Below are 14,516 nucleotides of genomic sequence, written 5' to 3' on the forward strand. Positions count from 1 at the left end.
TATTAGATTCTTCTGATTCCTTGCGTCAAGCCTGATTGAGATGCTCTTACCCTGAGCGATACTCGTTATATCTCAGCTTTAATCCATGTTTTAAAATCCGGCTTGCGTGAAGGAAATTGTTTTTTACCGTTTGAGCAATTAGTAAGTATTGCCACTGACCTGCTTTCTTCACCACAGCATACGCCCGATGTTCAATTTTTAAATACAATCATTCAACAGTTACTCGAAAAGGGGACTTTAGTTTCGGGTGATGTTGGTAATAGTGTTTATCTCAAAGCTGCTTATCGGGCTGAACTTTCTGTGACTTTGAAAATTCTTGCTCTCCTTGAGCAACCGACTCACCCCACTGAACATTTAGAACACTGGTTAGCCCAATTCCAAACTACTGACTATCGCCAACTTTCACGTTTAAGTGATGAACAAATCAGCGCCTTGATGATGGCAGCCAAACATCCAATTAGCATTATTACTGGTGGCCCTGGTCGAGGGAAAACTTATGTACTGAAAACCTTGGTTGAATGGTTCATGCATACTGATAAAGCGATTGCACTTGCCGCTCCAACAGGGAAAGCTGCTAACCGGATGAAAGATGCTACAGGCATTGAAGCAACTACCATTCACCGTTTATTACAATGGCAGGGAAACAATGCGGTTTTTCTTTATAACGAGGAGAATCCTCTAAATCTTGATTGTCTAATCGTTGATGAATTTTCAATGGTTGATATATTTCTGTTCAATTCGCTACTCAAAGCCTTGGACAAAAAAACCAGAATTGTACTGGTAGGGGACTTTGATCAATTGCCCAGTATTGGCGCAGGAATGGTCTTGCGAGATTTAATTGTTTCTGAACTCGTGCCAACTACAAGATTACGGACGATTTATCGCCAACGGCATGAAAGCCCAATTATTTATGCCGCTAATGATGTCAATTCTGGCATAGTCCCTACACTGCACAATTTTAATCAAGTTTCTGATTGGATGGATGTCGGTGACTGTGCAATGATTCTAAAAGATTCGCCCCAAGCGACCTCCCAAGCCATCGTTGAGTTGGTTAAAGCTATTAGCCAGTCAGGTGTTGATTTAAATCAACAACTAATAATCTTAGCGCCCCAAAAACAAGGAGACTGTGGAGTTCACAATCTCAATCTGCTTCTTGCCCCTATCTTTAATCCCAAACAAGAAAATCAACCACAAGTTGTCTCTGGGTCGGTTGTCTACCGTGCGGGCGATCGCGTAATCCAACTGAAAAACCGTTATGAAACTGTCCCGCCTGTAATGAATGGCGAGATCGGTCAGGTTATTGCTGTGGAGCCGGAAAAATTTTTGGTTACAATCTCTTGGGAGGGCGGTGCAGTTGTTAATTATTATCCTGGAGACTTCGAGCAAATTATGCACTCGTTTTGTATAACTTGCCACAAGAGTCAAGGTAGCCAATTTCCTTATGTGATTTTCCCATTGGTCAGGGCTAATTACCGGATGTTAACCCGTCAGCTGCTCTACACGACTATGACTCGCGCAATGGGTACATTCATCGCAGTTGGACAGCATGAAGCATTGAAAACTGCTGTCGCTACTGATAAACCCGCCCAGCGTTTTACTGGACTAACTAATCTCCTCATTTCACCTGTTGAGCAACTTAGTGAAATCTGGCAGAGTTTGAGCAACACCAGAAAAACCACTTGTGCGACAACATCTGCGTCTACTGTTACTATCGCTTCTAGGCTACAACAACGCCAACTAACTGCAACACCTGGACAGATGACTACTATTGGTAGTCTCGCACTACAAATGTATGAGTCTAAATATAGTTATCGTCCGTCAAAACAGCCCGAACTTGTCGGCAAGTTTCGCTTTAATACTTATCACTATGAGACTACCGCAATTGAGTTGATTGATTCAGCAATTGACGCAGTTCTGCGCCTTTAATAAAACCCATGCTCAACATGGGAACAACGGTCGCATCCAACCAGACTACTCTTAAATAGTTATCAGTTAAAAGTTTTGATAATTGGGTTTAAGTTCCCCACTATACGCCGCCAGGACTGATAACTGTTGACTGTTCACTGATTTAACAAAGTTTAGGAGTTTAATTCCCCAGCAATACAGGCCGCACGAATTGAAGCCTAATTAAAATCACCGTTACAAAACTTAATTACGTTAGCGTAGCGGGGCGTTCGCTTTTAGCGTCTCCAATAGTTGCCCATTACGAATTACGAATTATTTTAATATCTATGGCTATTCCGGCAGCAGAGTTAAAGATCGGGCAATCGGTGAAGTATCTGATCGGCACTCGAAGCGGTATGAGTGCGGCAATAACCGATATCAGCAAATCATCTCTTAGTCTCAAAAATACTCATATTGTTACTTTGACCTTTGATGATGATTCACTACCAAATCACTTAAAAACACAACAACTAACTGTTTATGACGAATTGCTTGAAGGTTGTGAAATAATCACATTTTAAAAAATTCAAATTGGCAACAGCAACAGCAGAGCGCACATCCGCCGCTACAAGTTGAAATTAATCAAAATACTAACTTACTGGCTGATATAATCCCGTATTTTCGTTAAATTCCCACCCCAATCCTGCTCTATCTTTCCCCTTACACCATGCTACAAAAAGCGGTGGGGGGAGTTTAATTCGCTCCTTACGTACAGTTTCCTCACTTACACCAAGTCTTGAAGCCAAACCTTCTTCAGTTAACGGTTGCATTCTAGGAGTATGGGCAATGAATGATGAATTATTGTAGTACGATTTTTGGCCCCGCTTTTGTTGGTTGTTGAGATAGTCTTGAATTTTAATGATCGCCTCAGCCAACTGTGTCATTCGGGCTGTCATCTTTTCAATTTTTTGTTCTAAATTGGCGAGATTATCAATTACTGTGGTTTGGTTGCTATTAGATTCATTTGAAAACTCTGACTCCAGCTTATCAAGTCTTTCGCAAATAGCTATTATTGTTTCGTTGGTCGGACTGGCGTTACTATTGTTACTCGTAACTAAGTACTTTTCAACACTTGCCTTAATCTGAGAATCTAAGCGTTTGTCTAAATTATTACCACCTATTGCATCAGCCTTATCTTGGGAATCGCCTAAGTAGAGTTCGATAAATTCGATCAGCGTGGCTGTTGCGGTCGTCCCGTTTGACTTACAACGGGCGATAAACTGCTCCCAAATCCTTTGGTCACAGTTGAAAGATGCCAGCTTTTTTTGGCGCCCTGTATTGCTCATGTTCACGTGTCATCTAGGTAAACTGGGACTGTCCACGCTTATTAAATCGTGTAATTCATCATGATGAATTACCTTGATATTATCATCGCCAAATGTGTCAGCGCATTCTTCAAGCGATGGCGTACTCGCCCGCCGGAGGCGATCGCTGCGCCACGAGATAACCGCAATAGTCAATACCTTATTCGGATTTCCCAAAAAAAAGGCATTTAATCATTTAATTCTTGAGGAGTCAGTTTTAAGAGAAAAGGCATTTAATTGTTTAAAACCATATTTCTGGCGCTTTCGCCCTTCTCCCAAAGGGAGACGCACTCGCGTTCGGGGCGAAAGCTAGGCTCATAGCATTTTATTATTTGGATCTCCCTCACCTTGAAAATTGATTCAGGACAAGTTCGGAATCAATCGGAGAAAAGTTTGAGTTTTTGGGGAGCAAGTTTTTCCCGTCCGTTTTTTGAAGAATTTTTTATAGAGGAATCAAACCACTCTCAAAAAATAAACTGAAAATGACTCTATAGTTTTATGGCGTGATAGCGATTAAATAGCGGGCTATTCCGATAAGCTTGATTTGGTATGAAAGCAACAGAAGCAGGGAAGAATTTTGTACAAGTTTCTTAAAATAAGCACCTTTGCCCGTTTTCTTTAACCCAAACTTATACCTGTAATATTTGTGTAGTTAACTGTTAAGAGTATACTCTTTAAATTTTTATATCACTTATTAACTATAAAGCCATTTTTATTTTATTTTTTTCACCTATCTTTAGGTTTTTCAATATAGGGGCATTGGCTATAGCCCAATGGCATGAAGAAAGGTAGTGGCTAGGTAAACTGGGACGAAGAGTGATTGAGTCAACCGATCGCTCATCATGATAAAGGTGATTATTGCTTGTGCAGCACGAGCGATGGCAGTCCCAAATGGTAATCGGCTTTTTCTCCTGTGCGCTTAAATGGCAGGGGAATAGTACAGCATTAGTACACCGTTCTGGCTACAGGTGACGGGGGTATTCTGTTGCTGACAAACTGCCACAATTTTCACTTTGTCCGTGAACAGGGAAAGGGAAACGGTAGAGAAACTAGTACACATTGCAGTACAGTTCCACACTTTTTTCACCGAAATAAATCCTGGGACGGGAGCATCGGCGATAATGATTAACTATCGGGGGTTCGGGGCTGTGAAAATTGACCGTCACGGGAAGGCAAAGGTTTTGTCGGCAGAAGAAATCCAGCGTCTGTTTACTTTGGGGTTAACCACAGAGCGAGACAGAACCCTAATAGGCGTGATGCTGTACACGGGTTGCCGCGTCAATGAAGCAGTTACCCTAAAAATTAAAGATGTTTATAACAGCAAGGGACGGATCAGAGCAGAGCTGATCATCCGTAAAGGGAATACAAAGGGAAAGTTAGCTACCCGCAGCATTCCGATTTTGTCAGAACTAAGGAACTTCTTAGCTACTTACAAACCGACAAACTCCCGTGACGGTTTTTTGTTTCCTGGTCGATGGGGGCGCGGTCACTTGCACTCAGAATATGCAAGCCTAATCTTCCGACAAGCTTGCGAACGTGCGGACATCGAAGGAGCAAGCACACACAGTTGCCGCAGAACTGCACTTACTTTCATGAGCAATGCCCGAATTCCTCTGAGAGTCATCCAAGAAATCAGTGGACATCGCAGCTTAGAGCAACTGCAAAATTATCTGGAGGTGGAACCATCCCAAGTCCGGGGTGCGATCGCGGCGTTGTCGATGTTATCACCGCCATCGATGAGCAGCAACAATCAAGACATGCAAAATGCGGATAACACGAAGTTATCATCGGAGTGATAGATCAGGAAATACTCTTTAGTTGATCTAGACAGGACTGATAGTAAATAAAGGCTATAAGGATTTTCCCGAAAAACCATTTACAATTCCATAGGCAACACCTCTTCATTGAGCCACTGATAAAAATGAGGCACAGATTGCTCTAGGTTACGTAGCTCATTTGCAGCGTAGGCTTTATCCCTCCATCGGCAATACCTCTTCACTTAGCAAGCTGTAAAATTCAGGAACTTGAGCTTCGACAAGTCGCAGTTCATTTGCCGCGATCGCTTCAAGTTCCAGTACTGTCTCCCAGCGCAAATCTTCAACCCATCGCTTGAGAATGCCTTTAATTGCCTCAACTCCACGAGAAATACCAGAGCGAAGTATTTCTACACAGTGGAGTAGCGTAACGCGATCAGTGAAGAGAGCAGAGGGGCAGGGGGGCAGGGGGGCAGAGGGGAAAGAACTTGTACAAATTTCTTCTTTGTTCCTCAACTCTTCAACTCCTCTGCTCAAGAACTCCTCCGCTCCCCTGCTCTCATCTGTAGTATCCTCCCCTTGGCAATGGGAGTTCCCTATAGCATCAGGGGGGGGTGTGGATACGGGCTGCTGATTAGGGCTTACACTATACACAGCAGGGGTTTGGGGGGCATAATAGGTTCGATTTTCTTTTTGATTGCGCTTCGTTTCACGATGAGCAATTACATGCATTGCAAATTCTAATTCCTCTTTAGATAAAGAAAAAAGTTTCACTTGTTGACCCCGTTTACCCTGTTTACGGAAAGTCAGTTTTAGCCCCAGCTGCTCTATAAGAGTGCCTAGCAACCAAATAGGTTTACAGTCACTGGGAATAGTAAACCCAAGAATTGCTTTGACGTGAGCAGCACAATTTTTGGCGATCGCCGTCATCTTGAGTAAGGTGGAATCGTCGGCAGTAACTTCATCACCTGCAACTAAAGAAGTGAGAATTTGATGCAGCCCCAGGTTAAATCTAGCCAGCCACCGTGCCGAGTAATTACCCCAGTCAATGCACAAAGGTAGATTGTCGCGCTCAGTGCGGTCTTTTTGGGTGACAATTGTTGGTGGTGTAGGATAACTTTGCCCAGTTTTGGGGTCAGTAAACGATTCTTCGGGTGGGGCTAAAATGGCCTCAAGTCCGGCGATCGCTCTAATTAATCGACCACCTTTATCCATTTCTACAAGTGATTCGGTAACTTCGATGCCGTAAGAATCAGAAATGCGGAATTTTTCGCATTCAAAAATTTCATTAGGGTCAAGGTAATCTTTGCTCTGACGGGCACGGTACTCGCTCAAAGTAATATTCTTAGCCTTTGCAACAGCCGAATTGTGGGCACGATCCAAAGCTTGTGCTGCCGCTTTTAGACTTTCAAGAGATTGAGGATCTGAATCACTGCCCACATATATAAATGTATTGCCCATTTCGGTGAGAAGCGATCGCAAATCATCACGCAGATTATTGAGAGAATAGTGGCGGTTAGCCATAATTTGGCAGTAAGCCTCAAGCGCCCAATCTTTCTCCGCTCCCCGCTTACCCGTTTCTCTGTCAATCCGCAACAGAAAAGCTGTCATTTCATTGGTTTGGAGCAAGCGCTCTTTAATCTTGGTAGCATTGGTATCCTTGTAACCAAAGGGAGGACGCGGGGCCACCCAAATATGAAACGGGACTTTTGGACGATAACGGTACAGTTGTTGAGCGCACTCAGTAGCAGTTTGGGAAACGCCGTGAAAGACACCAAATACTAAATCAAAATGATACTCAGAAATATCGACACCAGTACCGAGACTGGGAGAGGTGAACAAGGCATCAAAGTTTTTGACGGCGTTGGTGATATCTTTGATGAAAGCAACATTTTCATCACTGCCAGAATTGTCAGAGTGAACCGACCAGATACGCCATTTTTGTGGTGTATGTGATTTTTCGGAGTTAGATTCTTCGTATTTGATAGTAAAGGATTTGTCGAGTTTTTTGATAAAACGCTTACTGTCACTGGCAACCATGACTTTCTCACCAAGCATCAGCGCTGCCGAGATTTGGGCGACTAGGGCGCTCTCATTATCCCCCTCGTACCAATAAATTGTGCGCTCCCCGTTTCGCCATTCGTTTTTAATGATGTAAGGTACTTCACCGAGTGGTCGCATGGAGCGGAAGAAATCCACAGTCAGGTCATCCATGTGTGCATCGGCAATCACCACTAACGGCGCGTTGTATACTATATATTCCAGTACCTCCAAAATGGCGGCGCGATGTTGTTTGCAAGTATTACTGTGCAGTAAGTGGGTGAGGTTTTGGCAGGCTTCATCTATAAATATGCAGCCGTAGGTGAGAGACTGAGTATTCAGCTTATGCAAGCTGTCAATAGTAATACTAAGGGCTTGAGCCTGGGTTAAACCTGTGTAACCCAAGTCGGAATACATCGCCGTCCGCAAGCGTTCGGCAAGATTTTTCAACAAATTAACCCGATGTCCATTGTTGAGAAATCTGGCATCAGGATTTTGGTCACGCCACCAGCGCATAAGTTCAGTTTTACCAGTACCCATGTCGCTCCACAGTACAACCAGTCCAATTTCTGGAAAACGAAAAGACTTTTTGGGATTTTGGGTACTGGGTTTGTGGTCAGGGCAGTCAGAAATTATTAACTCTTGTTTTCCTTCTCCCTCTTTACAGCTTGTAGAGCTAACACTTGGGGTAAACAATTTTTCTTCTGCGATATCATAAAGTGGCGGGACAGATGAACATTTTTCCTCCAGATCCGGAATGCAGAGTGCTTGGGTCAAATATTTAATATTGACTGTGACATCTGGTTTGTATTTGCTAAGTCCCCATTTCTTAGCCCGATACGAGCGCTGGTAATCTTTGAGTGATTTGGCATCGTCTATAATTGCAGTTAGTAGTGCATTGGCATCTTCACTGCGACTAACTACAAAATCATCAACGCCTTTTTCTGGCCCCGGCAGTAATGCAACTTCACAAAAGCAACCTGCCGATTCGATTGCTTTTGCAGTGCGAACAGTGGCTTGGTAAACTGACCACCTGGTTTTAGCTCTTGTTTCGTGGTCAAAAAGAATTATGAACTTGCGCCCCGCCTGAGCCATTGGTACTAAGTCAGGATGCAACCGTTCATCAAAATCCCGTCTTCCGACCCGCCCGTTCCAAATTCCCGGAAGTGCGATCGCTACAAACCCCAAAGAGAGCAAGCAAGCGGCTTTCTTCTCACCCTCGCATAAGATAACTGGAATCTCTGGATGTTGCTTTACCCACTCCCAAAATATTAGTGGATTGAGTTGATCCAGTAAGCGCAATGCTAAAAGTGAATGATAGCGCTTAATTAAATAACGCTTTGCAACTTTGTCCCAGATGGGGTTAGCGACATCAAAGTAGGTAACGCGGTTGGGCGTTTTGGGGGGTGACTCGTATTTGACTGGTTTACAGGAGTGCCAATCAAAGCGCGGGAAGTTGGGCTTAATTCTTCCCCATTCCATCGGTTGCCAGTTTTTGAATGGGTCAAGTGACTGAATCCATGTCCCACCTAGTAATAGATGTTGATACATTTTTATGTATCCATCTGTTACCCGACCCCCATTCTTACGTGGGATTTTATCAGATATGAACAGGAAATCATAAACTGATTCTCCCTCAATGTGGAAAAAGTTGCGCTTAATTAACGCCGGATGAATGGCGCTACCAGCTAACAACTCATGGTATTCCGCAGCCGTGAGATTGTTTGGATATTCAGTTGTCGCTGAATTCATCGGTTCTCCCCTCGGAATTCCTTAGAGAGAACTCTTTCAAGCTGCGAAACTTTTGCTCTAGCCTGGATATTCCGAAAATTTCCCTTCGTCACAGCACAAAATTGCCATACGAAAGCTGCACTCGACCCCATGCGCTCTAACACTGCGCTCTTGAGTTTGCTATTTATCACAATATTTTCCCCTAATAACTTGGTTGACAAGCTCAGAGGGGGTTGCATCAGTTGTCAGTCAACAGTTAACAGTTATCAAAGACTCTGACTGATAACTGATAACTGATAACTGGTAACTGTTATTCGCACTGCTACTTCTTTTAGCTACAAAATTCGGGACATTTTTAACAAAACTTAACTTTACACAAAAATCATGAATTTTGACAGGCAAAAATGCCACACAAAACTAGGCGTTTCGTGCGACTTCTCGTATAATACAAGAAGCAGCGTGGACTTAATCTCTTTTGACCAGTTAGTGGAATCAAGTCGCCAAACTTTAACTACCACCGCTTTGGTTTTTGTGAGATAACCCCGCTCTGGAGTTATTTAGTTTTTTGCTCCTTGGACAAAGCGTTACTTCTTAAGTACGTTTTGTCCTTTAAATTTTGTGTTCCTGTATATTTACCTCCATCTTTTGTTCGTTCTGATCTTACAATGCCCTCTGTGTTTAACGTTGTTTTGATTTTTGCTTTTGACCTCCACGTTTTTTAAGGATTTTTTTAGGGGTAATCGAGGGTTGGTAGCACCTCTGTGTAGGGTAGATTACCCTGCAATATTATGAAAAGCTTTTGCTTAAGATGCGACCGCTAAATTTGGCAAAGCATTGGATACACGCACCAATCCTTGTGGATCGGTTAAGATATACTTTTTAATTACTGGCTGGAGAGTAAAACTAATTTCTTTAGTAACTGGATTTTTACTGCTTTCAATCAATGATTGTTTTTCCAGATTTTCTAGTGCTTTAATCAACTCTAAAGTTGACACAGACGCTTTCTGTCTCTGCCTGATATCACTTAATAACTTGGCAAAGCTAATAAATTCTGTAGTTGAAACTATCTCCTCTGCTGTGTAAATCAGAATTTTTCGCTCAATCTCTGTCAATACGTGACCAAAAACATGATTAAGCATTGCTTCAAACTTACTACTGACAAGAGTTGTTGGGTTTTGAAAAAATACTTGTGTACTGCCAGAAAAAAAGTGATTAATTCTCTCAATTACTGCCTCTAGTTCCGAAGGATTACCACGATAAGTTTGAATTAATTGATGGCACTTTTCTGTGTCAGTCAATCCTTTTTCAGACAAAAACTGCATTGCCGCATCTTCATCTAAACCTTCAATTCTAAAAAATCGAAGAGGTCGCTTCGCTACTATCAGATCATTCAGCTCATCAAGCAGAATTCGATTAGTCAAGAGCAAACAGCTTTGATGCTGTTCTTCTACTAAACGGCGAAAAAATAGTCTGTAATCTAGTCGCTGCTCTAAATTTTTTGTCTGAAATAACGCTTCAGATTCATCTAGCACAACCAAGCAACGGCGTGATTGCATCTGCTTCAGCAACATTGTAATCATTGCTTGAGTATACTTAGGTGAGCTTGAGGGTGTTTCTAAAGGCTTAATTATATCTAACAGTTCGGTTACTAAATCCTGAAGTAGTGGTGCATGAGCAACTGATTTCCAAATCAAATAATCAAATCTAGGTTGAGATTCTGCACTAATTTCCGCTAGAAGTTTTGCCGCTAATGCAGTCTTACCGATTCCTGCTACTCCTACCAAGGATATACATCGCTGTTTAGCTATTAATTCTTTTAAAAGAGTTAGTTCCTTTACTCGTCCGTAAAAACTAGACACATCAGGTAGTTGTCCTCCCAGAACTTGTATTAAGTCGTTGGCAGGGAAGTTCGGCTCCTCTTTTGACGCAGATTGAGCATAATATTCTTCAGTAACTTGTTCCAAAAAATCACGCAGATTCTTTTTGCCAACCCGTTCGCCATTTCCAATAGTTTCAGAAAGCATATCCCACAATCGACGGGCTATGCCACCTTTTAAGTAGTTAGGACTGTAAGATGAGTTACTTGCTATTTCTTCATAGTCATTGTCATCCCACGCTCCCTTTATAACAAGGATTTCAGCCTCGGATAGATATCTACCTTTTTTGGCAAATACTAACTTATTTACTACAGCTAGGGCTAGTTCAAAAGTAACTTTCACCGTAAAAAGTACTTTTGGTGACTCCTGGCCTGTTTGCTTAAGGGAGGAGTGAGTAGGAGCCTGAAATTGCGATTCGGTACTAAAAACTGTAACCTTGTTAATCATTTTTACACAGTAAATGCCCGAAATGGGCATTTTTATAGATTAGGCTTAGTTTTAAGAGGAGATTGCATTGTATCAATCATATTTGATTTTTCATTTTATAGTTAATTTTTTTCAAAAAAGTACTATAGAAATTTCTAATGTCGGTTACTTACAATAAGAATTACTTTTGTAGACACATCTGGGATGGAGTACGGTAAGAGAAAAGAGGAAGATTAGCACTTACACTTAAGGCTATTTACTGAAATTGGCTACTGAATTTTCATTTTAGCTAAACAGTGAGTCTTCTAGTAATTATTGTTTAGTGTGATATTTGTTACTTTTCTTACTAAGCAATGCAGGTATTTAATGGTAGTATACATTGATGTTTAAAATGAGGCTGCCTAAAATTTTCAATTTATATGTTGTTCCATTGCGACAGCAAGAGGTAGTGTGAGTAAATTTTTATGCATTACGTTATACATACTAAAATATGGGTTACTGTATCAACCCTCTTTGCAAACAACGTCAAAATCCTGATGACGTTAGTCACTGTCTCTTATGTGGGACTTCATTGCTAATTAACGACCGTATTTGTCTAGTTAAGCCATTAAGAGAGCTTACCGAAAACCCATTTAGCTATATGGAAGTTTTTGAAGTGGACGATGCCGGCACTCAATGGAATCCTGGGCGTAAGCGGCGAGTCATGAAAGTTTTAAAATGGAACACACCTCAGTTAGTTGATCTTATTGAGCGGGAATCTCTCACCTTACGGCTTATTGAACACCCATGTATTCCTAAAAGTACTATAGATGACTTTTTCACTTTTATTCCGAATAATACCTCTCTAACATTGCATTGTTTAATCATGGATAAATTTGAAGGAGAAAATTTAGAACAATGGTTAGAGTCTAATGGGCGAATTTCACAATCCGTAGCATTACAATGGCTTCGACAGTTAGTTGAAATCCTTGATGAAGTACACCGTACAGAAATTTTTCATAGAGATATTAAACCTTCTAATATAATTCTTCAGTCAAGTGGACAACTTGCATTAATTGATTTTGGTGTAGCACGGCGAGTGACTGATACCTACTTGGCAAAAGTCAGTGGAAGTGGGGGATCTAGCACAGGTAGGGGAGGACGATACGAAATTACATCTGTCAGTACTCCTCGTTACTCTCCATTGGAGCAAGTAAATGGTCAAGCAGTACCTCAATCAGACTTCTATGCTCTGGGTCGGACTTTTGTGCAATTAGTGACTGGCATTCAATTGATGGATCTTCCAACAGATAAAAAGACAGGAAATCTAATTTGGAGAGAGCAAACGCCGCAGATTGACAAGCCCTTTGCTGATTTTCTTGATGAATTAATGGCTCCTTTACCAGGGCAGCGTCCGCAAACAACTAGAGTGATTTTGCAGAGGTTAGAAAAACTACCTCAGCAAATTAAAAATTATAGATTAGCTAATTCTAAAGTTTTTCAATATAGCAAATATACATTGATTGTTTTGGGATTTTTTGGGTGTGTCTTTCTCTCTATACCTGTAGTAGCTAACTACCTAGTAACTCAAGGACAAAAGTTAGAAGCAGCAAATAATTCTCAGGGAGCACAAGATTTTTTTTACTGGGCTATAAAAATTCGTTCTCAGAGTAATCGGACTATATCAAGTTTTTACTTTGATAAAGCTGTCCGTAGCACCAAAGACCTTGAGTTAGCTAAAAAATATTATGAATTAGCAATTAAATACAATAACCGGGATGCAGATGCTTATAGTAATTTAGCTTTTGTTTGCCAGCAATTAAACCAAGATGACTGTGCAATTAATAATTATGAAAATTCCTTTAAATTAAAGCCTGACAATTGGGAATCGCGTTTTGGGCTAGCACTTTTCTATGATGATAGACGAATGTATAATTTGGCAGAAAAACAGTATATATTAGCCATTGAAATGAGTAAAAAAGCAATACCAGCCATTAATAATTTATCAAGATTGAAAATTTTAGATGGCAAATATGATGTAGCAATTGCTTTAGCTAAATCAGGTTTACAAAAAACTGAAAATATTAAATTTAAGTCTACTTTATACAAAAACTTAGGTTGGGCAAAATTAGAGTTAAAGCGTTATGCCGAGGCGAAGGCTGATTTGGAGAAATCAACAAAACTGGATGCCAGGACAGATGCTTACTGTTTATTAGCACAAGCGCAAGAAGCATTAGGTGAAATTAATGATGCCAGGCTGACTTGGGAGATATGTTTGATTGCTGAGTCTAATCAGTTAGAAGTTCAGCAGTGGAGATTGCAAATATTAAAGCGTTTATTGGGAGAGTTTGTGACGCCATCTTCGCCCTAAGCCTTTTTTTTATTTCCTGTTTCCTGTATGCTACTAACTAGCAAATAGCCATACAAAAATTTTGATGCTTACTTTAGACAATTCGACAAGTGCAATAGCCAAAAAAATATTCACAGTTCAAATTGTAGCACTCGCATCAATATCAACATTAGTTGTTTCAAGTTCTAGTAGTGCATGGGGGCAATCTCAACTAATAGCCTTGCGTCAGTGCAAGAATGTTGATGGAAAGGTGATGAGTCCAGGCGATCGCTACTTAGAAGCAGGTAGTCCGCTGTGTCCAGGAGATCAGATTCACCCAAAGAATGGAGCCACAGTTACAGTCGTTTGCTATTTAAATCGAAAAATTTTATACATTAATCAAAACAATATTTCTGACGCTGCCAACAAATGTGCGCCATCACAAGTCACTGAGGCAGATAAGTATCGATGTACGAATCTTAAACCGCAGAACTGTCCCACTACACTTAAAGGGCCAGATGATGATAACTCTGTACCAAGACCAAGATTAATTAGTCCTTACATTAGTGGCGGTAGAATCTTGACTACCCGACCATCAATTTCTTGGCGTGCAGTTCCAGGAGCTACTAGTTACACAGTAGAGATGGAGGGTAATAATGTTAATTGGCAAATACAAGTAAATAATACTAAACTGCCATATCCAGAAGGGCAACCTCAATTGAGATTTGGACGTGTGTATAGAATTATTGTGTTTGCGTATCAAGGGAAGTCAATCATAAGTCATGCTCCTTTAGTATTTGGTCTTTTATCAGAAAAAGAGCAACAGGAGATTGCATTACTGGTAAAACAAGTTAACGAAGTAAAAGTACCTCCTGATGAAGCTGCTGTTGGGGTTTTAGATACTATATACATGTCAAAAAATCTGGTAAATGAATCGATAGAAACATTAAAGGCAAGAGTGGCAGCAGGAAGTGAAAACCCTGAAATTTATAGAGTACTGGCAGATCGCTACTTAGAAGCAGGACTGCCTAATGAGGCTCTTAGTGAATACACAACAGCAAAGAAGTTAGCTAAAAGTAATAACTGGAGTTTAGACTAAAAGCGATATGAGAGAACGCAAATCAAAAGGAAT

General features: G+C 41.1%; 9 protein-coding genes. 6 read left to right on the plus strand and 3 right to left on the minus strand.

Features of this window, described 5'->3' with window-relative positions:
- Positions 1-102: 102 nt before the first annotated feature.
- Both ACM0OX_RS32565 and ACM0OX_RS32570 read left to right on the plus strand, forming a co-directional pair.
- Positions 103-1,926, plus strand: a complete 1,824-nt coding sequence (locus tag ACM0OX_RS32565) for an ATP-dependent DNA helicase (protein WP_414519090.1) — start codon at positions 103-105, stop codon at positions 1,924-1,926.
- Positions 1,927-2,231: 305 nt separating this feature from the next.
- A complete protein-coding gene (locus tag ACM0OX_RS32570) occupies positions 2,232-2,465 on the plus strand; it encodes a hypothetical protein (RefSeq protein WP_229475244.1) in 234 nt (77 codons plus the stop codon).
- A 69-nt stretch (positions 2,466-2,534) separates the two neighbouring features.
- Here ACM0OX_RS32570 and ACM0OX_RS32575 read toward each other — a convergent pair whose 3' ends face one another.
- The gene (locus tag ACM0OX_RS32575) at positions 2,535-3,230 is read right to left on the minus strand and encodes a hypothetical protein (RefSeq protein ID WP_414519091.1); all 696 of its coding nucleotides are present in this window, start codon (positions 3,228-3,230) and stop codon (positions 2,535-2,537) included.
- A 60-nt stretch (positions 3,231-3,290) separates the two neighbouring features.
- Here ACM0OX_RS32575 and ACM0OX_RS32580 point away from each other — a divergent pair, with 60 nt between their 5' ends.
- The gene (locus ACM0OX_RS32580; RefSeq protein ID WP_414519092.1) at positions 3,291-3,440 is read left to right on the plus strand and encodes a hypothetical protein; all 150 of its coding nucleotides are present in this window, start codon (positions 3,291-3,293) and stop codon (positions 3,438-3,440) included.
- Between the two features lie 956 nt (positions 3,441-4,396).
- Entirely contained in the window at positions 4,397-5,044 is a 648-nt protein-coding gene (locus ACM0OX_RS32585; RefSeq protein WP_414519097.1) for a tyrosine-type recombinase/integrase, read from the plus strand.
- A 174-nt stretch (positions 5,045-5,218) separates the two neighbouring features.
- Here the strand turns inward: ACM0OX_RS32585 and ACM0OX_RS32590 are convergent, their stop codons facing one another.
- A complete protein-coding gene (locus ACM0OX_RS32590) occupies positions 5,219-8,794 on the minus strand; it encodes a plasmid replication protein, CyRepA1 family (protein ID WP_414519093.1) in 3,576 nt (1,191 codons plus the stop codon).
- A gap of 782 nt (positions 8,795-9,576) precedes the next feature.
- Positions 9,577-11,097, minus strand: coding sequence for an NB-ARC domain-containing protein (locus tag ACM0OX_RS32595; protein ID WP_414519094.1), 1,521 nt, complete (start codon positions 11,095-11,097; stop codon positions 9,577-9,579).
- A gap of 469 nt (positions 11,098-11,566) precedes the next feature.
- On the opposite strand from ACM0OX_RS32595, the gene ACM0OX_RS32600 reads away from it, so the two are divergent.
- Positions 11,567-13,426, plus strand: coding sequence for a protein kinase domain-containing protein (locus ACM0OX_RS32600; RefSeq protein WP_414519095.1), 1,860 nt, complete (start codon positions 11,567-11,569; stop codon positions 13,424-13,426).
- Between the two features lie 64 nt (positions 13,427-13,490).
- Positions 13,491-14,483 (plus strand): tetratricopeptide repeat protein, encoded by a 993-nt coding sequence (locus ACM0OX_RS32605; protein ID WP_414519096.1) that lies wholly within the window; start codon positions 13,491-13,493, stop codon positions 14,481-14,483.
- The last annotated feature ends 33 nt before the right edge of the window (positions 14,484-14,516 follow it).

Source organism: Nostoc sp. PCC 9305 (genome assembly GCF_963920915.1).
Lineage (GTDB): Bacteria > Cyanobacteriota > Cyanobacteriia > Cyanobacteriales > Nostocaceae > Nostoc.